At 35.2% G+C, this 21,233-nt stretch carries 25 protein-coding genes, 1 pseudogene and 1 riboswitch; of the genes and pseudogenes, 3 read left to right on the top strand and 23 right to left on the bottom strand.

Features of this window, described 5'->3' with window-relative positions; all coding sequences use genetic code 11:
- Positions 1 to 167: 167 nt before the first annotated feature.
- From FD26_RS05090 to groES, 6 genes and pseudogenes are all read right to left on the bottom strand, one after another.
- A pseudogene (locus FD26_RS05090) lies at positions 168 to 832 on the bottom strand (DUF554 domain-containing protein).
- Positions 833 to 936: 104 nt separating this feature from the next.
- A complete protein-coding gene (locus FD26_RS05085) occupies positions 937 to 1,749 on the bottom strand; it encodes a MerR family transcriptional regulator (protein WP_160318169.1) in 813 nt (270 codons plus the stop codon).
- 53 nt (positions 1,750 to 1,802) lie between these two features.
- Positions 1,803 to 2,060, bottom strand: coding sequence for a hypothetical protein (locus FD26_RS05080; RefSeq protein WP_057867344.1), 258 nt, complete (start codon positions 2,058 to 2,060; stop codon positions 1,803 to 1,805).
- 190 nt (positions 2,061 to 2,250) lie between these two features.
- On the bottom strand, positions 2,251 to 2,814 hold the full coding sequence (locus tag FD26_RS05075; RefSeq protein ID WP_057867343.1) for a hypothetical protein: 564 nt from the start codon (positions 2,812 to 2,814) through the stop codon (positions 2,251 to 2,253).
- A 120-nt stretch (positions 2,815 to 2,934) separates the two neighbouring features.
- Positions 2,935 to 4,566: a chaperonin GroEL gene (gene groL, locus FD26_RS05070; protein WP_057867342.1), complete on the bottom strand. Its 1,632-nt coding sequence runs from the start codon at positions 4,564 to 4,566 to the stop codon at positions 2,935 to 2,937.
- 55 nt (positions 4,567 to 4,621) lie between these two features.
- The gene (groES, locus tag FD26_RS05065; RefSeq protein ID WP_057867341.1) at positions 4,622 to 4,906 is read right to left on the bottom strand and encodes a co-chaperone GroES; all 285 of its coding nucleotides are present in this window, start codon (positions 4,904 to 4,906) and stop codon (positions 4,622 to 4,624) included.
- Positions 4,907 to 5,047: 141 nt separating this feature from the next.
- Between groES and FD26_RS05060 the strand changes: the two genes are divergently transcribed.
- The gene (locus FD26_RS05060; RefSeq protein ID WP_235525314.1) at positions 5,048 to 5,674 is read left to right on the top strand and encodes a CPBP family intramembrane glutamic endopeptidase; all 627 of its coding nucleotides are present in this window, start codon (positions 5,048 to 5,050) and stop codon (positions 5,672 to 5,674) included.
- A gap of 97 nt (positions 5,675 to 5,771) precedes the next feature.
- Here the strand turns inward: FD26_RS05060 and FD26_RS05055 are convergent, their stop codons facing one another.
- From FD26_RS05055 to FD26_RS05045, 3 genes are all read right to left on the bottom strand, one after another.
- Entirely contained in the window at positions 5,772 to 7,052 is a 1,281-nt protein-coding gene (locus FD26_RS05055) for a cation:dicarboxylate symporter family transporter (protein ID WP_057867340.1), read from the bottom strand.
- 241 nt (positions 7,053 to 7,293) lie between these two features.
- A complete protein-coding gene (manA, locus tag FD26_RS05050) occupies positions 7,294 to 8,262 on the bottom strand; it encodes a mannose-6-phosphate isomerase, class I (protein ID WP_057867339.1) in 969 nt (322 codons plus the stop codon).
- A 20-nt stretch (positions 8,263 to 8,282) separates the two neighbouring features.
- Positions 8,283 to 8,933, bottom strand: a complete 651-nt coding sequence (locus tag FD26_RS05045; RefSeq protein WP_057867338.1) for a redox-sensing transcriptional repressor Rex — start codon at positions 8,931 to 8,933, stop codon at positions 8,283 to 8,285.
- A gap of 138 nt (positions 8,934 to 9,071) precedes the next feature.
- On the opposite strand from FD26_RS05045, the gene FD26_RS05040 reads away from it, so the two are divergent.
- Together FD26_RS05040 and FD26_RS05035 are read left to right on the top strand one after the other, a co-directional pair.
- A complete protein-coding gene (locus FD26_RS05040; protein ID WP_057867337.1) occupies positions 9,072 to 10,985 on the top strand; it encodes an ABC-F family ATP-binding cassette domain-containing protein in 1,914 nt (637 codons plus the stop codon).
- An 83-nt stretch (positions 10,986 to 11,068) separates the two neighbouring features.
- Positions 11,069 to 11,923, top strand: coding sequence for a DUF368 domain-containing protein (locus FD26_RS05035; RefSeq protein ID WP_057867336.1), 855 nt, complete (start codon positions 11,069 to 11,071; stop codon positions 11,921 to 11,923).
- A gap of 99 nt (positions 11,924 to 12,022) precedes the next feature.
- On the opposite strand, the gene FD26_RS05030 is transcribed toward FD26_RS05035, so the two are convergent.
- From FD26_RS05030 to FD26_RS04965, 14 genes are all read right to left on the bottom strand, one after another.
- Positions 12,023 to 12,733, bottom strand: a complete 711-nt coding sequence (locus FD26_RS05030) for a hypothetical protein (RefSeq protein ID WP_057867335.1) — start codon at positions 12,731 to 12,733, stop codon at positions 12,023 to 12,025.
- Between the two features lie 68 nt (positions 12,734 to 12,801).
- Entirely contained in the window at positions 12,802 to 13,824 is a 1,023-nt protein-coding gene (tsaD, locus tag FD26_RS05025) for a tRNA (adenosine(37)-N6)-threonylcarbamoyltransferase complex transferase subunit TsaD (RefSeq protein ID WP_057867334.1), read from the bottom strand.
- Positions 13,825 to 13,834: 10 nt separating this feature from the next.
- Positions 13,835 to 14,374: a ribosomal protein S18-alanine N-acetyltransferase gene (gene rimI / locus FD26_RS05020; protein WP_057867333.1), complete on the bottom strand. Its 540-nt coding sequence runs from the start codon at positions 14,372 to 14,374 to the stop codon at positions 13,835 to 13,837.
- Positions 14,349 to 15,071, bottom strand: a complete 723-nt coding sequence (tsaB, locus tag FD26_RS05015; RefSeq protein ID WP_057867332.1) for a tRNA (adenosine(37)-N6)-threonylcarbamoyltransferase complex dimerization subunit type 1 TsaB — start codon at positions 15,069 to 15,071, stop codon at positions 14,349 to 14,351. The genes rimI and tsaB overlap by 26 nt, the downstream gene beginning before the upstream one ends.
- A 65-nt stretch (positions 15,072 to 15,136) precedes the next feature.
- Complete coding sequence (locus FD26_RS05010) at positions 15,137 to 15,664, bottom strand: folate family ECF transporter S component (protein WP_057867331.1); 528 nt, start codon at positions 15,662 to 15,664, stop codon at positions 15,137 to 15,139.
- Between the two features lie 57 nt (positions 15,665 to 15,721).
- A riboswitch (THF riboswitch) is annotated at positions 15,722 to 15,816 on the bottom strand.
- A 61-nt stretch (positions 15,817 to 15,877) separates the two neighbouring features.
- Positions 15,878 to 16,621, bottom strand: coding sequence for an acyl-[acyl-carrier-protein] thioesterase (locus FD26_RS05005; protein WP_235525323.1), 744 nt, complete (start codon positions 16,619 to 16,621; stop codon positions 15,878 to 15,880).
- The gene (gene rsmI, locus FD26_RS05000; RefSeq protein ID WP_057867330.1) at positions 16,621 to 17,493 is read right to left on the bottom strand and encodes a 16S rRNA (cytidine(1402)-2'-O)-methyltransferase; all 873 of its coding nucleotides are present in this window, start codon (positions 17,491 to 17,493) and stop codon (positions 16,621 to 16,623) included. The genes FD26_RS05005 and rsmI overlap by 1 nt, the downstream gene beginning before the upstream one ends.
- Positions 17,494 to 17,511: 18 nt before the next feature.
- The gene (locus FD26_RS04995) at positions 17,512 to 17,877 is read right to left on the bottom strand and encodes an initiation control protein YabA (protein ID WP_057867329.1); all 366 of its coding nucleotides are present in this window, start codon (positions 17,875 to 17,877) and stop codon (positions 17,512 to 17,514) included.
- An 11-nt stretch (positions 17,878 to 17,888) separates the two neighbouring features.
- Positions 17,889 to 18,842 carry a DNA polymerase III subunit delta' gene (locus FD26_RS04990; protein WP_057867328.1) on the bottom strand — a complete coding sequence of 318 codons (954 nt, stop codon included), beginning with the start codon at positions 18,840 to 18,842 and terminating at the stop codon, positions 17,889 to 17,891.
- A 2-nt stretch (positions 18,843 to 18,844) separates the two neighbouring features.
- Positions 18,845 to 19,171: a cyclic-di-AMP receptor gene (locus FD26_RS04985; RefSeq protein ID WP_057867327.1), complete on the bottom strand. Its 327-nt coding sequence runs from the start codon at positions 19,169 to 19,171 to the stop codon at positions 18,845 to 18,847.
- 3 nt (positions 19,172 to 19,174) lie between these two features.
- Positions 19,175 to 19,825: a dTMP kinase gene (gene tmk / locus FD26_RS04980; protein ID WP_057867326.1), complete on the bottom strand. Its 651-nt coding sequence runs from the start codon at positions 19,823 to 19,825 to the stop codon at positions 19,175 to 19,177.
- Positions 19,826 to 20,032: 207 nt separating this feature from the next.
- The gene (locus FD26_RS04975) at positions 20,033 to 20,320 is read right to left on the bottom strand and encodes a YaaL family protein (protein ID WP_057867325.1); all 288 of its coding nucleotides are present in this window, start codon (positions 20,318 to 20,320) and stop codon (positions 20,033 to 20,035) included.
- 1 nt (position 20,321) lies between these two features.
- Positions 20,322 to 20,921: a recombination mediator RecR gene (gene recR, locus FD26_RS04970; RefSeq protein ID WP_057867324.1), complete on the bottom strand. Its 600-nt coding sequence runs from the start codon at positions 20,919 to 20,921 to the stop codon at positions 20,322 to 20,324.
- Positions 20,921 to 21,229 (bottom strand): YbaB/EbfC family nucleoid-associated protein, encoded by a 309-nt coding sequence (locus FD26_RS04965; protein WP_222593836.1) that lies wholly within the window; start codon positions 21,227 to 21,229, stop codon positions 20,921 to 20,923. Before FD26_RS04965 ends, recR begins: the two co-directional genes overlap by 1 nt.
- Positions 21,230 to 21,233 lie beyond the last annotated feature (4 nt).

Genomic DNA, 21,233 nt, shown 5'->3' with positions numbered 1-21,233 from the left:
TTCGGATTAAATTTGCAATCTACCAATTTCATTTATTTTTATATCTAATAACCCATTTATATTATAAAACTATTAATATTTAGTTCCAATTATTAATAACTTTTATTTCCATAAATAACATGAACTTATAAAAAAAGACCAGACAGAATGACTGATCTTTTTGCTTTTTAAAATAATTGTAAAACTGCAATGACCACAATCGGTACCAACAGCGATGGCAACATATTCAAAACTTTAATCTTCTTGATATTCAACAATCCTAAACCAGAGGCAAAAATCAAAATCCCCCAACAATAGTTAACTCGGTAATCATATTAGTATTAATTGAATTCTGCAGCAACATAGCTATCAAATAGATACTGCCTTGCCAACATAAAACTGCCACAGCAGCTAAGGCCATCCCTATTCCAAAAGTTGATGCCAATACAATAGAAGTAATTCCATCTAACATCCCATTAGTAAACAAGAATGTGTAGTCCTTATTCAAGGCCGCTTGAATTGGTCCCAATATCGACAATGATCCGATACAGTATAACAACACAGCCGTTGCCAATCCTTCAGCTAAATTATTGCCATCGGCCTTAGGCTTAGAAAATTTATTAACTAAGTTATCAAAATGTTTCTCTAAATCTAACCATTGTCCCAATAATCCTCCGACAGCCAAACTGACGATAAACAGTACTGGATAATGACTCTTTGGCATATGTTGCACTACAGCATTGATTCCAACCATCATGGCAACCATTCCTAGAGCCTGCATTAGGATCTCATTATACGCAGGTTTAATTCCCTTTTTAAAATAACTCCCGACTGTACTTCCTACCAAAATCATACAGACGTTAAAGATTGTCCCTATCATAAGATTCCCCCTAATTAATAAAGATGTTAATTTTAAATTATAAACTCTCTAGTGACTAGAGGGTCAATATTATTTTATTAATCTGCTATAGGAATTCTTATTTCAGTGACATATTTAGATAAATCATCCGTAATACCGTAATCAATCAACGTTGTTTCCACCGCATCTCCAACGACTTGATAATGATGGTCTGAACAATAATCAATCAATTTTTGATACTGCACTGGAGCAGTATCATGAGTTCCATGAAATCTAATTCTTAAATACCTGCCTGCTTGTAAATACTCGTTTGTTTGATTATTATCGCCCGGTTCTAAAATTAATAATAAACTGGTATATTCATCAAACTTATAATTCTGTAACCTTTTTTGAGAAATAGTTAAGGCGACTTTACCTAAGAATATATTCTTATTCACATCATATCGTTGACGCAAGATAGAAATTGGAAATTCAATATCTTCATTTGACCGATAGTTTTCCCTCAAAGAAATAATCGGTATAGCTGGTAATTTTATAATCTCGATTTTTTCCAAAGAACTGTGCATAGCATCCTCTACTTGAGTCAATCGAGCATCGATTATTTGTTCAATATTTTCTAAAATTGTAATTTGTTTTTTAACTTGTGACTTTTGTTCTCGCAGCATTGCCTCCAATTTAGAGGTATCACGAGCCTCGAAAAAATCACGAATTGCATCAAGTGGTAGATCAAGTGTCCTTAAATAAGTGATGACATTCAATCTTTCAAACTGTTCTGTTGTGTAATAACGATAATGTGTCTGTGGGTCAACTCTAGCCGGTTTTAAAAGACCAACTTCATCGTAATAACGCAGCGTTGGAACCTTGGTATTAAACAATTTTGCTAACTGTCCGATAGTAAATAATTGATCCATAAAGTTCATTTCCTTCTCATAATAGTTTTTATTCAATCTCAGAAAAAAATACCTTAATTATTGAGTACCAAATGATATTCAATACCGTTAAAACTCGCCAGTCTGGCATTAGTTTTTCTTTTCCCATTTTTGACTAATGAATTTAAACCGCATTGAGGACATCTGTACAGTTTATAAGTTAAATCAGCCCTTACGATTTTTATATGTTTTATAACGCCACGATTTTTAATCGTAGCGTCCTTAACTGAAATGTTTCTCATGTTATTGTCTTTTATATCAAGTGCACATAGTATAGAATTGTCTTGGGACATTATTGGTTTCCTCCATGTTTGATTGGGTTTGGTCGCTTAAATCTTAACATGAGAACAGTAATGTTCTTTTTTTATTTTCTAAAGACAAAAAAACTGGTATTGATTATTCATCAATACCAAAAAGTATAGAACCAAACATAAAAATGCTAGTAGGCCTTAATTCCTACTAGCATTTTTATACTTTCTTTATTTAATTTTCCTGTTTAACAATCTCCGCACCAATTTCAGCTTCTGAACAAATAAGTGCAATTATATATTCAATCGTTTCACTATCATCCCAGTCAACTGATAAGTCTAAATTGACCTCTCGACCGTCTTTTAATTTCAAGTTCAAATAATAAGGTGTTGGCAAATGGAACATAATCTTCTTAGGAGCATAAAATGATCCCCCTAGTATATTAGCTGGAGCATTCATATTTTTGCCTACAACCACTGTTAACGCCTTAATATCGGAATACTTGATCTTTACTTCATCTTCAATAAAAGGAATCAAAACCGTTTGAAATCTCACTGCAAAATTTTGATAATTGCGAGCTTTAATTTCCTTATCGTTAATTTCCCAATGACCGTAAAAATCGGACATGCTTTGAGCAAAAAGCAATGCACTTACTACTAACCCAGTAACCCCTAAAATAACTGCCAACAGGGCAGCATGCGTAAATATCAATGTTATTAACCCAACAATTATTCCAACTGCCAAACTGATTGCCATTGGTACATAATTTATTTTTCGACCAAATCCTATACTTTCCATTCTGACTCTCTCTTCTATTTATCTGCTAATCAATAATTCTATACTTTTAGGCGACAGATAGGAAACAAAAAAAACGCAGAACAAAATTTGTTCTGCGTTCAATATTCTTATTTAGGTAAATTACATCATACCGCCCATACCACCGGCAGCTGGGTTAGCAGCTGGTGCAGCAGGAGCATTTTCATCAGGTTTGTCAGCAACAACAGCTTCTGTTGTCAACAATAGTGAGGCAACACTAGCAGCATTTTGCAAAGCTGAACGTGTTACTTTAGTTGGGTCGATAATTCCGGCGTCAACCATGTTTTCCCACTTGTCAGTTGCAGCATTATAACCAATTTCGTTCTTTTCATTCTTGATGTGTTCAACAATGACTGAACCTTCCATACCAGCATTTTCAGCAATTTGACGTAGTGGTTCTTCAAGAGCACGTGCAACGATATTGATACCTGTTTGGACGTCTCCTTCTTCTTTAAGAGCAGTAACTTTGCCAAGTACATTCATCAAGGCTGTACCACCACCAGCAACGTAGCCTTCTTCAACGGCAGCACGTGTGGCATTTAGAGCATCTTCAATTCTGTACTTACGTTCCTTTAATTCTGTTTCAGTAGCAGCACCAACTTTAACAACAGCAACACCACCAGCTAATTTGGCTAAACGTTCTTGTAGCTTTTCTTTGTCAAAGTCTGATGTTGATTCAGCAATTTGTTTCTTAAGCAAATCAACACGTTCGCTGATAGCAGCCTTGTCGCCAGAACCTTCAACGATTGTTGTATTGTCCTTTGTAACAGTAACCTTACCAGCTTGACCTAATTGATCCATTGTTGTGTCTTTTAGTTCAAGTCCAAGATCTGAAGTAATAACTGTACCACCAGTTAATGTAGCAATATCTTCAAGTTGAGCCTTACGACGATCACCAAAGCCAGGAGCTTTAACAGCAACAACATTGAATGTACCACGAATCTTATTCAATACAAGTGTTGGTAGAGCTTCACCATCAATATCATCAGCAATGATCAATAGTGACTTGCCTTGTTGAACAATCTTTTGTAGCAATGGCAAGATATCTTGGATATTTGAAATCTTCTTGTCTGTGATCAAAATGTAAGGATTATCAAGGTCAGCTTCCATCTTGTCATTATCTGTAACCATGTATTGTGAAATGTAGCCACGATCAAATTGCATACCTTCAACAACATCAAGTGTTGTATCGATACCCTTTGATTCTTCAATTGTGATAACACCGTCGTTACCAACTTTTTCCATGGCGTCAGCAATTAATTTACCAGTTTCGTCACTAGCTGATGAAACTGAAGCTACTTGAGCAATATCATTCTTGCCAGAAACTTTATGTGAAATATTGTGAAGTTCGTCAACAGCAGCCTTTGTAGCCTTTTCAATACCAGTTCTGATACCAACAGGGTTAGCACCGGCTGTAACGTTCTTCATACCTTCCTTAACAATTGCTTGTGTCAAAACAGTAGCTGTAGTAGTACCGTCACCAGCAATGTCATTTGTCTTTGAAGCTACTTCAGAAACAAGTTTAGCACCCATATTTTCGAAGTGATCTTCTAGTTCAATACTCTTAGCAATAGTAACACCATCATTTGTAATCTCTGGTGAACCATAGCTCTTTTCAAGAACAACGTTTCTACCCTTAGGTCCGATAGTTGTCTTAACTGTATCAGCTAGTTTGTTAACACCGTCCATCATCTTTGAACGTGCATCTTCTGAAAATTTAATTTCTTTAGCCATTAATTTTCACACTCCATTAATTTAATATTTGTAATTCTATTTTTTTAAATTTTAATTAGTCAACGATTGCCATGATATCTTTTTCATGAAGGATTAAATATTCATTGTCTTCATACTTAACTGTTGAGCCTGAATACTTGTCAAAAAGAACTTTGTCACCCTTTTTAACGTTCATAGGTAATTTAGTACCGTTATCAGCAACTAAACCATCACCTACAGCAACAACTTCAGCTGTTTGTGGCTTTTCCTTAGCGTTGTTTGCTAAAACAATGCCACCAACTGTCTTTTCTTCTTCTTTATCGACTGTTACAATGACTCTATCTCCAAGTGGTTTTAACAATTTAAATACCTCCAATATTAGTAATTCTTTGTTTTTTTAATTTATTTAGCACTCAATCATCTCTTGTGCTAATCACAAGTTTTATATTAACATTATATTGTGAAGTTGCAAGTATTTACCTTTAAAAATTTAGGAGGAATCATGTCTTACCAAAAAAATCAGTTCTTCACGTTGCTTACTTATATTTTGCTATTGTCATTAGGAACTATTCTCTCAATGATGTCAATCACGGGCTCAGCCTACTTTTTGACAATCACCGTCGGAGCAATCGTAGCTACTGGCATTATGATCTACTTAGTTAAACTAAGTGGACCTAATAGTTTTGAAAAAAAATCTAATTTAAATCATGATTTACAATGGATTATCTTAGGAACTGTTGGTGCGGTTGTACTTCAATATGTCATCGGTTTCGCTGATAAATTGATTTTTCATGCTAGTACCAGTTCACAAAATACTATCGGATTATTGTTGATGGTCAAAGAATACCCTTATTATTTTCTTTACGTGATGATTGCTGCCCCTATCATGGAAGAAATTATTTTTAGACGCGTTTTCTTCGCTAACTTGATCAAACCGATGAATGTTTATCTGGCCGCTATTATCTCTGCTTGCTTATTTGCTTTTATGCATCAAGATACAAGATTTTTAGTTTATGTAGCAATGGGGCTTTGGTTCTCATTTATTTATTACAAGTCGAAGAACATTTATGTCAGTGCCGGCAGTCATATCATTATGAATGCCTTTGTTTTAACCATGGGAATAATGTAATTAATATTTTCGCTGAACAGAAAAAATAGCCTACCAAATTCGGTAGGCTATTTCTGTGTGTTTAAATAGTTTGTTTTTTTACTACATGTAGAGATTTTTATTCTCCACGTTTGTAGGATGCAACATACTTCTCACGTTTATCTTCATCAAATTCATGTTCACTCTTAGCAATAATAACTGTAGCAAGTGAATTTCCGACAACGTTAACGGCAGTACGTCCCATATCTACAAGACGGTCAATCCCAGCAATGAAGGTTAATCCTTGCATTGGCACACCAATTGTCGATACTGTGGCTAGTAGCACAACGAATGATGCTCCGGGTACTCCGGCCATCCCCTTAGATGTTAACATCAATACAACTACAAGGGTAATTTGTTGCCCTAGAGTTAAGTGAATATTATAAGCTTGAGCCAAAAATAGTGCTGCTAAAGATTGATAAATAGCTGATCCATCAAGATTAAATGTATATCCAGTAGGAATAACAAAGGAAACGATTCCCTTTGAGGAACCATACTTTTGCATTTTTTCCATCATCTTTGGCAAAGCTGCTTCAGAACTTGCGGTTGTAAAAGCTAAAGTAACTTCATTTTCAATAATTCTAAACATTTCATAGAATCTAACATGGAATAAATGTCCGACGGCAGCCATCACGACAAAAACAAAAAATGCCATAGTTGCATAAGCTATTACAATAAATAGCGCCAACGGTTTCAGTGAATTAAAGCCCATCTCGCCAACAGTAACACCAATCAAAGCACAGACACCAATTGGAGCTAAACGCATTACCCAATTAGTAACCTTGAACATTACGTTAGCAACAGCATTCAAAGTATCGGTGATAATTTTCCCCTGTTTACCAATTGAAGCTGTTCCTAAACCAAATAGAACTGAGAAGAAAATGATTGGCAACATATCGCCCTTACCAAGCGAAGCAAAGATGTTGGTAGGAATGATGCTCATCAGAATTGACCAAATACCCGAATGTTTTGCCGTTTTAGCGGTAGCAGTATATTGGCTAATATCCGAACCTTTTAGACTATGAATGTCAATATATGTACCTGGGTGGGTAACATTAGCAACGATAATACCAATAATAATCGCTAATGTTGTCATAATTTCAAAATATATTAAAGTTTTTAATCCAATTCGACCGAGCTTTTTAATATCGCCCATATTGGCAATCCCAACTGTCAAACAAGATATAACAATTGGTAAAACAATCATTTGGATCATAGAGATAAACATGGTTCCAATGTTCTGCATTACCTGAATAGCAGCCTTATTCTGATAAAAAATCTGCCCTAAAATAATACCTAGGATCAAACCAATAATAATTTGCCATCCTAAACTGACTCGAAAAAACCGTTGTTTTTGCAATTTTAAGTCCCCTTTGAATTAACTTAACTTTAATTATAGAGGACTTTTTATGAAATTGGAAAATGATAGCGATTTCAAATTAAAATATTTTTCATTTTATTAATTAGTGCGAACTAAAACAAAGCATAACGTCAATATTGTTCTATTTTTGCTTGAATTTTGCATAAAAAAATACAGAATATACGGATTTATTTTTCCATTATTCTGTATTTTAGAATGATTTTTTAGATTTTGATTAAAATTACTCTTCGCCAGATTCTGAAGCAATAATATCCAAATCGCCTGCTAATGTCCATTCATTAACTGTAGCTGGAACGATTAAGTGAATACCCTTCTTCAAGTCATAATCTTTGCCATCAACGGTAATTTTACCTTCTCCGTTCAATACTGAAAGCAGAGTATACTTACCAATTTGATGATGCAATTCAACTGGTTCTTTAATCTCCCAGTGATAAACTGAGAAGAATGGTGAAACTGGTGGTTGAACGAAAGTAGTAAACTTATTCTTACCCACTTGCTTCGATTCGATATTTAATTTTGGATCTTTATGAGGAACAGTAATTGTGTCTTCTGATTGTTTAATATGAAGATCACGTTTCTTACCAGTAGTCTTGTCTACACGATCATAATCATACAAACGATAAGTTGTATCGCTACTTTGTTGTGTCTCTAAGGCCATAATACCCTTATTTAAGGCATGAACTGTACCACTTGGTACATAGTAGAAATCACCAGTTTTAACAGGAACTTTTCTTAAGAGATGATCCCAATCGCCTGATTCGATCATTTGATCCAATTCAGCTTTATTTTTAGCATTGTGACCATAAATCAAATATGAACCCGGTTCGGCATCGATAATATACCAGCATTCGGTCTTGCCAAGTTCATGTTCATGCTTTGCAGCATATTCGTTGTCTGGATGAACCTGAACTGATAAGCTGGCTTCCGCATCCAAAATTTTCGTTAAAAGTGGAAAAACTTTGCCCTTAGGATTACCAAATAATTCGCTGTGATTTTTCCACAAGTCATCAACATATTGTCCAGCAAATTCGCCGTTCTCAACTTGAGATCTACCATGTGGATGTCCAGAAATAGCCCAGCATTCGCCAATTGTTCCTTCAGGAATATCATAGCCAAACTTTGTTTCTAACTTTCTGCCACCCCAAATTTTTTCATGAAATACTGGTTTTAGAAATAATGGTTCACTCATAAAAATTTCCCCCAAAAAGTTTAATTTGATTCTTCTGACATAGACTTATCACGGTCTAGGAAGAAAATTAATGTCTGCAATTCATTTGCCAAATCGACATAGTGAACGCGAATGCTATTTGGAACATTGATAATAACTGGCGTAAAGTTCAAAATTCCGCGTACGCCAGCATCTGCCAAAAGATCCGCTGTTGTCTGGGCAGCATTTGATGAAACGGTCAAAATACAGACATCAATCTGTTGTAAGTTAAGTTGTTCCTTAAGTTCACTAATATCATAAACCGGAACGCCACTCTTAACTGTTCCAACAATTTCTTTATTTATATCAAAAGCTGCTGCAATTCGAACATTATTTGTCCGAGAAAAGTTATAATTTAGTAAGGCATTACCTAAATTACCGACACCTACTAAGGCCACATTGGTCCGTTTGTCTTGATTCAATAGTTTCTTAAAGAAAGCTACTAAATCGTTTACATCATAACCATAGCCACGTTTTCCTAATGCTCCTAAATATGAGAAGTCACGTCTAATTGTAGCACTATCTATCTTGACCCCTTCTGACAATTCACCAGAAGAGATTTTTTTCGTGCCCTCATCCTTTAAGAATTGGAAGTAGCGATAATAAATGGGTAAACGCTTTATCGTTGCGTTTGGAACTGTTGTTTTTGTCATAATTTACCACCATATGTGTGTCATTTCACTAACATTCATAGTAAATAAAAATCATCAAAAACGCAATACGTTAATCCTATAAAGACATAAAATATTAATTAATGATAAAATTGTGAATAAGATAAAGGAGTTATTAACTTGATTTTATTACAAGCACAAAACCTAACCAAAAATTTTGGAACTAAAAAATTATTTTCCAATGTTAGCTTTGAAGTCCAAGACAACAGCCGTATTGGCCTTGTCGGACGTAACGGAGTTGGTAAATCAACTCTACTAAAAATCATCTCTGACCAAGAGAGTTATAACAGTGGCAATATTGCCCTCAAAAAAGATACTAATATCGGTTACTTAGCCCAGGATTCTGGTTTAAATAGCGATAGTGAAATCTTTTCTGAAATGGAACATGTCTTTGATTACTTAAAGGCTCAAGAAAAAAAGATGCATGCCTTAGAAGTAAAAATTGCTGATCCCAACACTGCTGATTATGACAATATTCTAAAACAATATGATCAACTTCAAAATACCTTCCGCCAAGAAAATGGCTACGGCTATCAATCAGAGATCCGTAGTGTCTTGAAAGGATTTGGCTTTGATGAAGAAGTTTGGCATGACAAGATCTCTACACTTTCTGGTGGCGAGAGATCACGTTTAGCAATGGCCAAAATGTTATTGGAACATCATGACATCCTGCTTTTGGATGAACCTACTAACCATTTGGATATCAATACTGTTGAATGGTTAGAAAATTATCTTAAAGGCTATCGTGGCGCTTTAGTAATTGTTTCCCATGATCAATACTTCCTGGACAAAGTTGTTAATGAAATTGTTGAAATCAATCACCATTCATCAACTCACTATTCTGGCAACTACACTTTCTATCTTCAAGAAAAGAAGAAGAATCAAGAAGTAGCTTGGAAACATTATGAAGAGCAACAAGCTGAGATCAAAAAGACTGAAGAATACATTCAAAAAAATATTGTCCGTGCTTCAACAACTAAAATGGCTCAAAGTCGTCGCAAAAAATTAGAGCATATGGACGTTTTGGATCGCCCTGGTAGTGATCAAGGATCAGTTCATTTTTCCTTTGACATCGACAAAGAGAGCGGAAATGACGTCTTATTAGTCAAGGATGCTGCTATCGGTTATGATGGACAAATTATGTCGGAACCAATCAATCTGGACGTTAAAAAAGGCGAACGTGTTGGTATTATCGGTCCTAATGGAATTGGTAAATCAACCTTCCTTAAATCTATTCTTGGTAAAATTCCTATGATCAAAGGAACTTCACAGTTTGGTGCTAACGTTCAAATTGGTTACTATGATCAAAATCTAAAGGGGCTTGATCCTAAAAAGGATGTTCTTCACGAAATTTGGGACCTATACCCTCGTTTAGATGAACAAATTATCCGTAAAAAATTAGGAGCCTTTCTATTCAGCGGCGATGATGTTTTGAAACCCATTGCCGGCTTATCTGGCGGTGAAAAAGCTCGTTTAACTTTAACAAAATTATCAATGGAAAATGATAATTTTCTAGTAATGGATGAGCCTACTAACCATTTGGATATCGATAGCAAGGAAGTTTTGGAAGATGCTTTGAAAAACTTTGCAGGAACAGTTCTCTTCGTTTCCCATGATCGATATCTTCTCAATACTTTAGCTGATCGAATCGTTGATATCGGCGAAAAGGGCAGCAAAGTCTATCTTGGCGATTATGATTATTATGTAGAAAAGACTACCGATACTCCTGCTGAAGACACCTCTCAAAAGAGCACTTCCGTCAGTGAAAAGAAAATGCAGTATCAGCAATCTAAAGAACAGCAAAAACAAGAACGTAAGATTCGTCGTCAAGTGGAAGATTTGGAACAACAAATAGCCGAATTAGAAGCTAAAAACACTGCTATTCAAAAAGAAATGGTTAAAGATGAAAATTTAACTTCTTACAGCAAATTAGCTGATCTCCAAAAAGAACTTGATGAGAATAAGGAACAACAAGATAAAATTGAAGAACAATGGACCGAAAAATCCATTGAATTAGAAGATTTTGATAAATAGTGGACTTTTAGGTCCGCTATTTTTATTGCTTAAATATCGAAAATTTGATAATTTTAATAAAAAGCTTTTCACAGAGAGGGTCTATGAAAACAAAACAAGACAATATTTTAAGTAGATTTCTGAAAGGAATGATTATTGCCTTAGGATTCATTCTCCCCGGAGTTTCCGGTGGCGTCTTAGCTGCAATCATGGGCATTTATGGACGAATGCTCAGTTTTATGGCTCATATTCGTCAAAATTTTCGACGCGATTTCTTTTATTTCTTACCCATTGGCATCGGTGGAATTGTTGGAATCGGAGTTCTATCCCAGCCATTAGAATATTTATTGGCCCATTATCAAATGATTGTTCTTTGGGGCTTTGCTGGAACCATAATTGGTACGTTACCGACACTATTACGTGAATCTACTTCCCGAACCAAACGTGACAAAATTGATATCATCTGGTTTTTCAGTATGTTAATTTTGGGCGGATTGTTCCTCTTCTTCATGAGTGAAATATTTGGAACCATCCCTGCTAACTTTTTTGGCTTCGTTATTTCCGGCATTTTGATAGCTTTGGGAGTATTAGTTCCCGGATTAAGTCCTTCTAATTTATTGATTATCTTAGGACTATACGCACCTATGTTAAAAGGCTTTAAATCATTTGATCCACTAGTTTTTCTTCCCATTGCAATTGGAGGAATCATTTCCATGCTCGTTTTCTCCAAAGCTATGGAAAAACTAATTCAAAAACATCATTCTCGCGTTTATCATTTTATTTTGGGAATCGTTTTAGCCAGCACCATTTTAATCTTGGTACCCAATCCTTATTCCAGCGAAAGCATCACTTATCAAAATGCAACCATCAGCGACTGGGGACTCAGCTTAGTCCTTTTCCTTGTTGGCATGGCTCTGGCCTTTTGGATGAGCAAGTTGGAAGATCGCTATAAAGGATAAAGTGAAATGCTAATTTTCAGAAAATTTGTTTTTTAAACCAATAAAGCTCAGACGACTTAATAAGTCATCTGAGCTTTATTTATATACTAAAATTGAATGTTATTTTTTTAAATAATCATTTTTTATTTTATAAGAAGTCGTGATTCTATTGTCCTTAATAGCTTGGATCGAGTCGGAATATTGATTTTCAAAAGTAGCATTATCGCCAGCCTTCAAAGCCTCAACTCCCAATAAATCTTGATAATGAAAGACTTGTTTCATCGTAAATTTATTGCCAGACAATAATCCTAAAATTGGAAAATCATTTGTCTGTTCATCAATAAAGTGCATCACATTTGAAAAAGTGATTTCATGACTATCCTTAGGATTGGCTGCATAATCCATAATCGCCGTATTTTTAAATTTGAAATCGACCGGATCAGTCAAACCACTACCCCAAGCAAGATTCCAAACTCTTTCCCTTTGATTTAATTTTACTCGATGCCAAGATTCAAAATTCATGGATGAGAAGGTATTTTGGTTTGATTCCAAGATCAGCGCCACATAATTGTAAATTCGTATTCCCTTATCAACAGTTACATTAACAAAAGGAATGAACAAATGATTTTCATCAATTGTCGTATTAAAATCAATCAACTTACCGATAATATATTTTTTGATATCACTAAGCGTTGAATCTGCTTTTTGAACATATTCAGAATTAGGAATCTCATAGACATGATTACCATTGTTCAAAGTTTTAGTATAAATATTATCAGTCTGATCATCATATTTTAAAATAACATACGAAATTTTTGTTTTGCTTTTCATTAACACACCTCCATTACTTTGTACCATAAATTTTCTAAATATATAATCATTTTGGCGAAATAAATTTTTTATTCCATATCAAAATCTAAACTAGGGTCTGCATTCAAATCCAAGTCAGCGAAATCATTTTTGTCGTATTGAATCTGAGCCATTGCCCCAATCATAGCAGCGTTGTCGCCACACAAACGTAATGGAGGGAAAACTAATTCCATATCTAAATGACGTTTAGCTATTTCATCTGCTAGGCGTTTACGTAATCCCTGATTAGCTGAAACACCCCCACCAACGATCAATTGCTTAACGGGGTGTTCTTTTAATGCACGGAAAGTTTTATTACTCAAGATATCTAAAACAGCTCCTTGGAAACTAGCTGCTAAGTCATCTTTATTGAGTTCTTCATGAATTTGATCAGCATGATGTACTGTATTGATGAAGGCACTCTTCAAACCACTGAAACTGAAGTCCAAATTATCTTCTTGAACCATTGCTCGTGGAAAATCAAACGTATCTTTCCCAATAGCTGCCATTTGGTCAACTTTTTTACCAGCTGGATAATTGATGCCAAGTACTCGACCAATCTTATCGTAGGCTTCCCCAACAGCGTCATCACGTGTATCTCCCAAAGTATGGAACTCTCCTGGAGCGGTAACTAAAACAAGTTCGGTATGTCCGCCAGATACCAGCAAAGCCATAAAGGGATATTGTAATTCAGTCACAAAGTTAGCTGAATAAATGTGACCAGCCAAATGATTAACCTTGATCAACGGCAAATCATGAGCAAAAGCTACTGTTTTGGCAGCCATAATACCAATTAAAAGTGAACCCACTAATCCGGGACCATAGGTCACAGCAACGGCATTCAAATCTTCATACCCTACCTTAGCCTCATCCAAAGCTAGATTAATACACTTCGTAACTTCTTCAACATGATGACGACTAGCAACTTCTGGAACAACGCCCCCAAAGCGTTGATGACTTTTAATCTGAGTTGCAATTATGTTCGATAGGATCTCCTTACCATTCTTAATAACCGCAACTGAAGTTTCATCACAGCTACTTTCAAATGACAATATTAATGTATCTTTTTCCACAATACTCTCCTCACAAATCAACGATCATTTCTAATGCGTCGTGATGATTTCTAAAATAATACTTTTTATGCACAGTTTTAACTTTAAATCCAAAAGCTTCATACAACGCAAGTGCTGACTTGTTGGTCACATCAACTTCCAGAGACATTTTTTTAAAATTTCGTTTACGACAATAAGCAAAAGCTTGATTCAATAACAGATGTCCAATTCCCATATTTTGATAATCTGCATGAACTGCCAAATTAGTTACATGCGATTCTTCCTTGTTGCTCAGCGATATTCCAATAAAGGCAACTACTTCCTGCTCATTAACTAATGACAAATAAAGGGCGTTTTTATTGTCGATCTCCATTTGTACAATATCAATTGGCCACGGTACTGGAATGGGATAAATTGTTTCTTGGATTTGCATATATTCCACAGCATCCTTAGAATTAGCCTTTCTCAAAGTAAACTTACGATCTTCAATTGTTATTGACTGATCTTCAAAATCAAATTTCATAGTATTTTTAGAAAAAAGCTGCTTAAACTTCTTCAACATAGGAAACATTGCCGTCGTCCTTATTTCCCTTAGCATACCAATCATGTTCAGCTTGAGTTAGACGAAGATAAGTCGGTACAAAGTCATCTATATCAGTAACAGGCTTCTTTGTTTCAGCTAATTGAGCTAACTTGGCGGCATCTGGCAATGAATTATCACTCGTAATGATTTTGGCATTTGGAAATTGATTTTGAATTAATTCCTGTAGTCTTGGTGTTGCATTAATAAATTCTAATTGATCTTCATTATATTCTTTCAATGCATCAAATAATTTTTCCATTGATGTATGGTGGTCGCCAATAATGCTGACAAATTTATCACGTGAATTTTGATAGACTCCCGCAAAAGCATTATCGTTTCTAGCATCCATCAAAGGCACCAAAATGTGTGCTTTGTCACCATTAGCAGCTAATAATTCTAAACTAGAAACACCAACTAATTTCTTAGATAACGTATCTGCTAAAACTTTAGCTACGGTAACAGCAATTCTGACACCAGTATAAGAGCCTGGTCCCTTAGCAACGGCGATCAGGTCAATATCATTTACGGTTAAATTAGCCTTCTCTAAAGCTTTTTTTATATCTGGCAAAATTGTAATACTATGAGTCTTTTTTTCAGTCGACTCATAATGCGCTAAAACCTTACCGTCCTCTACAACAGCAACGGTTAGCGGCTTATTAGATGTATCAAATGCTAATATTTTCATAATTATCCCTCATTCTTAATAAAACCTATTTTAGCACAGAATTTTCTACAAAAAAAAAATTGACCTTATTGGCCAATTTTATTAAATTTAGAATTTGAAATCCATCTAAGGACAATGTATAAAAGACCCGTTTGATAAACTAAACTGAACGCCTCTTTTGCAAGTCTTGGAATTAATAATGTCACATAAGGAATATTTGTCATCATGTGAATCCATAATGTATTCAAACCGGTATTAACAATCACTGTAATCAACAAAATTGTTAAAAAACTCCGCCATATGGTTACTTTATGGTTGTATAGCATGAAACCAAAGATAACCCCTGTTACCAAAGCTGAAAAAGTAAATCCAAAGAAGAATCCTCCAGCTGATGGCATTATGACATTACTGATAACATCAGAAATGACACTGGCAATTCCAGCCTTAACTGGTCCAAAATAATAACCTAACAAACCTACTGCAAGAAAACTAAAACCTACTTGCATAACATTGCTACCGATTGATAGTTTGGATAAAACCATCTGCATAGCAATCAACAAAGCCATCCATGTGACTTCTTGAACGCTTATTACTGTACTTTTACTACTGTTCATAATCGACATCTCCCCAAAGGAGCTGCCACCAGATATAGGCAAAAGAGACATATATAAAGTGGCGAATGCGGAAACAAGATCGCGAGAAAACTCTTTGTCCGATGTTCACATTCCGTTCCATCAGCACTTAACGCCTTGAATCCTACCCCAAATTTTTTAGTACTCGTCTATATTAACACTAAATTTTTTCTGAACAAGTATTTAGTTTGCTTTTTATTTATTTTCCCACTCAAATTCAGCGATAACATTCAGTACGTCACCATTTTTTATCCAATGAATAGATTTATTGTTCGTATTATCCACTTTGACATATGAAAGAGGATCACTTTGCATATTCAACTCTTTTTCATATTTAATATCAATACTCTTGATTTGATGGTGGGCAATATAATCGAGATCTAAAGTATCAACCATCCAGTCAAAATAATATGAATTATTAACATGTTTATTAACATCAATATTGTAGTATCCAATATGCTGCGGTTGCTTAAAATCATACTCTTCTGGCACTCGTAAACGTTTAAAGCGACGTAATTTACTTGTTTCTTCGGCTCCAAACTTATCATCCAAACGATCGCTTACACTGACCATTTTACGTTCTTTGATATCAATTAAAACAAACGAACTTTGTGCGGTAACCATTCGATTGTCTTTTTCATCATCTACCCAAAAATCACGATAGAAAAAGTACTTATTATAACTCGTTGCTTGAGTAGTAATTTTTAACTTTTGTCCTAATCGAGGCATCTTATCAATATCCATATGATACTGTACTACGACCCAACCTAAACCGTTATCTTTGACCATTTCAGTACTGTCAACATTAGATTGATGCAATTGCTTCTCAGAAGTTAATAACATCATATCCACCAAGGCAGACAAGCGAATGTCTCCAGTAAAATTGACAAAATAATAAGGTACTTCCATCTCTAGCGTATAGTTTCTATCATTTGCCACTAGTCGTTCTCTCCAATTCCATGATAAAGATTATAAACATCTTGCTTTTTTAATCCATTTTGATTAGCTACTTCTTTAATAGCTTTATTTGGTTTTTGTCCTTGCTTGATTAACTTGTCCACAGTTGATACTAAATCATCATCTGATTCAACCGCAACTGCTTCTTCAGGCTTGCCAGCAATAATTAACACATACTCACCCTTGGAATCATTTTCTTCATAGTACTGAGCCACTTGAGCCAAACTGCCACGCAAAAAAGCTTCATGAATCTTAGTCAATTCACGGGCCAAAGTGATCTGACGTTCAGCACCAAAATTGGTAATTAAATCTTGAATCGTCTTTTTTACTCGGTAAGGCGATTCGTAAACAATCGTAGTTTCCTGACGTTGTGCCAAGTCACTCAAGGCTTCAGTTCTTTCCTTACCCTTCCGAGGCAAAAAGCCAAAGAAATAAAATGGTTGCGGAGCGATTCCTGAAGCAATTAGGGCAGTTACAGAAGCTGTTGCACCAGGTAAAGGAACCACAGCAATATCAGCTTTGATAGCTGCCTTAACTAACTCTTTACCGGGATCACTAATTGAAGGTGCTCCAGCATCACTGACTTGAGCAATTTTTAGTCCAGCATTCATTTTTTCTATTAATTCCGGAATACGTTGTGCAGTATTGTGCTCATGAAAGCTTATTAATTCTGTTGGTATTTCAAAATGATTTAATAAATTTTTAGTATTACGTGTATCTTCAGCAGCTACTAAATCAACGTCTTTCAACGTGTTAACAGCTCGAAAAGTCATGTCCTCTAAATTGCCAATTGGTGTTGGCACTAAAAAAAGGCAGCCCTTCGAATTATCAACAAAACTCCTTTGTTCTTTCATTCAAATAGCTCCCCTTATCTAATTAATCTTAACTTTTTTCTTTTTGCCTTTATCGTTACTGCCATAAAGAACGTTCGTACAAAAAATGCACTCTTCCTTATCTTTACGATGAGTTCCGTAGAATTGTTGGCAAACATGAAATCCTTTACGATATAAATTTTCCAAATTCAATCGTGAGTAAGACAGCTCATTGCCCTTAAAATCCTTATCCTCATAACCCATTTTTTCTAAATGCTTGCGAAGATTTTGATTCTCTATCTTTAACTCTTCTTTTTCTTCCAAAGTCTTAGATAACTCTTCTTTAAGCAAAGAAACTTTTTTACTTATATCATTTAGTTGATTTGTGATTGTCTCAAATTCATCATATAAATCTTTCTCTGCCATGATTTCACCTACTAATCCACAAATTTTAATGACAAATCTTCTAAAATAGCCTGGAACGATACATTACTTTTCCACATTTGTTCGGCTGTGAATAAGTCATCAGACATTTCGATGACTCGTTTAATATTTTTATTATTCAAGATATCCACAGACACTAATGTTGATTTTTCTAAATTGTACCTAATTGATAATATATCACTAAAAATTTGATTCAACATGTCAAAAACCAAATGTTGTTGGTTTTTATTCTCAACTAAAGGCATTATATCGGTCTGTATGTCGACAAAACAATTTATTTTTTGTTTGTTAACTTCCTTCAGCCAATTAGTAATTGCATTCATTAATGACTCATACTTATCGCCAGAAATATTAATCAAATATTTAATATCGGTAACTTGTAGCGCCCTTTGTGCCTGCTCTGTTTTAAATCCCTCTTTAACTAAACTAGCAATTTCATCCTCATTGCTTTTATTGGACAAATGGAAGGTCTGAACTCGAGATTGAATCGTCGGCAAAAGTTGCTTGGCTGAATCAGCCAATAGAATAATCATTAAATTGCCTTCAGGTTCTTCAATTGTTTTCAACAGGTTGTTAGCTGCTTGCACCGTCATTTTTTCAGCTTCATCAATGATTAAAATGCGTCGATTTCCTTGAGTGGCAGCCATATTGGCTTCCTTTTTGAAAAATTTTATATCATCGACACCAATACTCTGTTTTTCAGTTTTAATTTCCAAAACGTCGGGATTATCTCCCAAAGCAATCGTTCGACATTTTTGACAAGTCTGATCAGGCGCACCCTCTTGTGGATTCTCACAAAACTGTGACTGAGCTAACCAGATGGCCATTTGTTGTCTAACTTTGGAAGAAGCATTATCGATTAAATACGCATGAGACAACATTTGAGAAGAGATAATCTTTTGAAATTCATGGACAACCCTTGGCTGCTCTTCTACTAAACTCTCCATTTTTAAAATCTCACAAATTTATCTACTGGCAAAATAAAGCATGTAGCTCCACCAACTTGAACTTCCACAGGATCGCCTAAACTAGAGGCCGCTTCTGGCATAAGGAAAGTTGGTGTGACATATTGTGATCTAGTATGACAAGTTTTTTTGATAACAGTTAAAGCGTCATCAACCTTTTCCTCTTCAACACCGATTAAGAAAGTACAGTTGCCGGCTTTCAAAAAGCCACCGGTTGATGGTAATTGTGTGGCTCTAAAATCCTTTTCAACCAAATTCGTTTGTAATTGTTGACTATCCTTATCTTGCACTATGGCTACAATGAGTTTCATAATTTATTCTCCTTTGTTAAAAGTTTCTGGAAATTTTTCTGTAATAACTTTTAATGCATCTTGAACAACTTGCTCAGGACTTTGTTGCGCATCGATTTTTTTAATTCGATCAGGATTTTCTTTAAGCAGATCAATATATGAATCATAAACTCGATTATGAAAACTGATAGCTTCTTTTTCTAAGCGATCCATTGCTCCCTCATGATCTTTTTTAATTCGGGCTAATCCAACCGCTGGGGTTACATCAAAGTAAATCGTCAAATCTGGTAAATGTCCATCAATGGCAAAATCATTAACAGCAGCTACTTCTCTAGTTCCAATTTGTCGACCTCCACCTTGGTAGGCGATAGAACTGTCAACGAAGCGATCGCTTAGCATAATCTTTCCAGCTTTCAAAGTCGGCAAAATAACATCGATCAAATGCTGTCTTCTGGAAGCCGCATATAGCAACGCTTCTGTTCTTGGATCCATTTCTTCATCATGAATATCCAAAATAATCTTTCTGATTTTTTCAGAAATGGGACTGCCGCCAGGCTCGCGTGAAAGCACGATCTCTTGGTCGGTCTTTGCCTGTAAAAGTGGCATTAATTTTTTGAGAGCAGTTGTTTTACCCGCTCCGTCTGGTCCTTCAAATGATATAAATATTCCTGACATATAATATCTCTCCTAGATGATTACTACTATTTTACTTGAAATCAGAAAGAAATGAAACTTTACGTCTTGGGTTTTCTTTAGGCTAACTTCCAGTCGACAATAATTCAATATATCTTTCAATTACCAAATTTTTATATAAAAAAACTGATAACTAGGCAAGATATCTTCCATCCACCTGAATTATCAGTTTTTTAAGTTTATTATCTTTTACCAGTGTTTTTCAGCACGGCTAGGTTGCTTCAAAAATGTATCTTCATCACCGAAGATAATATTGGTAGTAGCCTTAGCTTTAGCTTTTCTTCTTCTGGCTTCCAAATACAAGAATTGATACTTTAGCTTATCTAATTTCAAATTGATTCTCGTTGTTTCATCAACATCAACTGAATTATTGATCATTTTCTGTGTATTGTTAATTCTTTGCTGAATCTGGTGAATATTATCTAAAAGGCGATCGTCTTCCATTTTTTGGACGGATACTTTTTTTCTACCAAACATGTTAAATCTCCCTGCGTCCAAGAACAGCACTCTTCAGTGTCATTTCATCTGCATATTCAATGTCAGATCCAACGGCCAATCCATGTGCTAGTCTGGTTACTTTTATTCCTGCTGGCTTAACCAATTTGGCCAAATACTGAGCAGTTGCTTCCCCTTCTGGAGTTGCATTTGTAGCAATGATCAATTCCTTAACGGCTTGATTTTGCTTCAAACGATTCAACAACAACTTAATATTCAAATCCTCTGGCCCTATTCCATCAACTGGCGATAAGACCCCTCCTAGCACGTGATACAAGCCATTATAACCATTCATGTCGTCTAACGACATGATATCTTTAGCCTGTTCAACTACCAAAATAGTCGACTGATCACGACTCTTGTCACTACAAATCGGACAAATTTCCTCAGTTGTAATATTTCCACAAATCTTACATGATTTTAAATCCGTCTTTGCAGAAATTAAATTATCAGCAAATTCTTGCACTTGATCTTTTTCCATTCCAAGTGTAAAGAATGCCATTCGGGTAGCAGTCTTACGACCGATACCTGGTAACATCATATAACTATCAATTAACTTTGATATTGGTTCTGGATATTTCATTACATCAACCCGTTTGTGTATTTACCTAATTTAGATTGTTTGTCTTTGTCTACTTCTTCAAAAGCATTGTTTAAAGCATCGATCAACATATCTTGCAATGTATCAGGATCATCTGGATCAATAATTTTTTCACTGATTGTCAAATCAGCAATCTTCTTTTCACCAGTAACTTTAACAGTGACAAAGTCATCAACTGAACTACCAGTATACTCTTTTTTATTTAATTCTTCTGTTGTTGCTTGCACTTCTTTTTGCATCTTTTGGGCTTGGCGCATAATGTTAGCCATATTGCCACCCATTCCACCCATATTT

This window comes from Companilactobacillus crustorum JCM 15951 (genome assembly GCF_001434585.1).
Classification (GTDB): domain Bacteria; phylum Bacillota; class Bacilli; order Lactobacillales; family Lactobacillaceae; genus Companilactobacillus; species Companilactobacillus crustorum.
This window is presented reverse-complemented; position numbering and strand designations above follow the sequence as displayed.

Excerpts from the sequence above, each read along its gene's own strand:
- FD26_RS05085 (WP_160318169.1), bottom strand. The coding sequence starts at position 1,749 with ATGGATCAATTATTTACTATCGGACAGTTAGCAAAATTGTTTAATACC.
- FD26_RS05080 (WP_057867344.1), bottom strand. The coding sequence starts at position 2,060 with ATGTCCCAAGACAATTCTATACTATGTGCACTTGATATAAAAGACAAT.
- FD26_RS05075 (WP_057867343.1), bottom strand. The coding sequence starts at position 2,814 with ATGGAAAGTATAGGATTTGGTCGAAAAATAAATTATGTACCAATGGCA.
- groL (WP_057867342.1), bottom strand. The coding sequence starts at position 4,566 with ATGGCTAAAGAAATTAAATTTTCAGAAGATGCACGTTCAAAGATGATG.
- FD26_RS05060 (WP_235525314.1), top strand. The coding sequence starts at position 5,048 with ATGTCTTACCAAAAAAATCAGTTCTTCACGTTGCTTACTTATATTTTG.
- manA (WP_057867339.1), bottom strand. The coding sequence starts at position 8,262 with ATGAGTGAACCATTATTTCTAAAACCAGTATTTCATGAAAAAATTTGG.
- FD26_RS05045 (WP_057867338.1), bottom strand. The coding sequence starts at position 8,933 with ATGACAAAAACAACAGTTCCAAACGCAACGATAAAGCGTTTACCCATT.
- FD26_RS05035 (WP_057867336.1), top strand. The coding sequence starts at position 11,069 with ATGAAAACAAAACAAGACAATATTTTAAGTAGATTTCTGAAAGGAATG.
- FD26_RS05030 (WP_057867335.1), bottom strand. The coding sequence starts at position 12,733 with ATGAAAAGCAAAACAAAAATTTCGTATGTTATTTTAAAATATGATGAT.
- rimI (WP_057867333.1), bottom strand. The coding sequence starts at position 14,374 with ATGTTTCCTATGTTGAAGAAGTTTAAGCAGCTTTTTTCTAAAAATACT.
- tsaB (WP_057867332.1), bottom strand. The coding sequence starts at position 15,071 with ATGAAAATATTAGCATTTGATACATCTAATAAGCCGCTAACCGTTGCT.
- FD26_RS05010 (WP_057867331.1), bottom strand. The coding sequence starts at position 15,664 with ATGAACAGTAGTAAAAGTACAGTAATAAGCGTTCAAGAAGTCACATGG.
- rsmI (WP_057867330.1), bottom strand. The coding sequence starts at position 17,493 with ATGAAAGAACAAAGGAGTTTTGTTGATAATTCGAAGGGCTGCCTTTTT.
- FD26_RS04995 (WP_057867329.1), bottom strand. The coding sequence starts at position 17,877 with ATGGCAGAGAAAGATTTATATGATGAATTTGAGACAATCACAAATCAA.
- FD26_RS04990 (WP_057867328.1), bottom strand. The coding sequence starts at position 18,842 with ATGGAGAGTTTAGTAGAAGAGCAGCCAAGGGTTGTCCATGAATTTCAA.
- FD26_RS04985 (WP_057867327.1), bottom strand. The coding sequence starts at position 19,171 with ATGAAACTCATTGTAGCCATAGTGCAAGATAAGGATAGTCAACAATTA.
- tmk (WP_057867326.1), bottom strand. The coding sequence starts at position 19,825 with ATGTCAGGAATATTTATATCATTTGAAGGACCAGACGGAGCGGGTAAA.
- FD26_RS04975 (WP_057867325.1), bottom strand. The coding sequence starts at position 20,320 with ATGTTTGGTAGAAAAAAAGTATCCGTCCAAAAAATGGAAGACGATCGC.
- recR (WP_057867324.1), bottom strand. The coding sequence starts at position 20,921 with ATGAAATATCCAGAACCAATATCAAAGTTAATTGATAGTTATATGATG.
- FD26_RS04965 (WP_222593836.1), bottom strand. The coding sequence starts at position 21,229 with ATGGGTGGAATGGGTGGCAATATGGCTAACATTATGCGCCAAGCCCAA.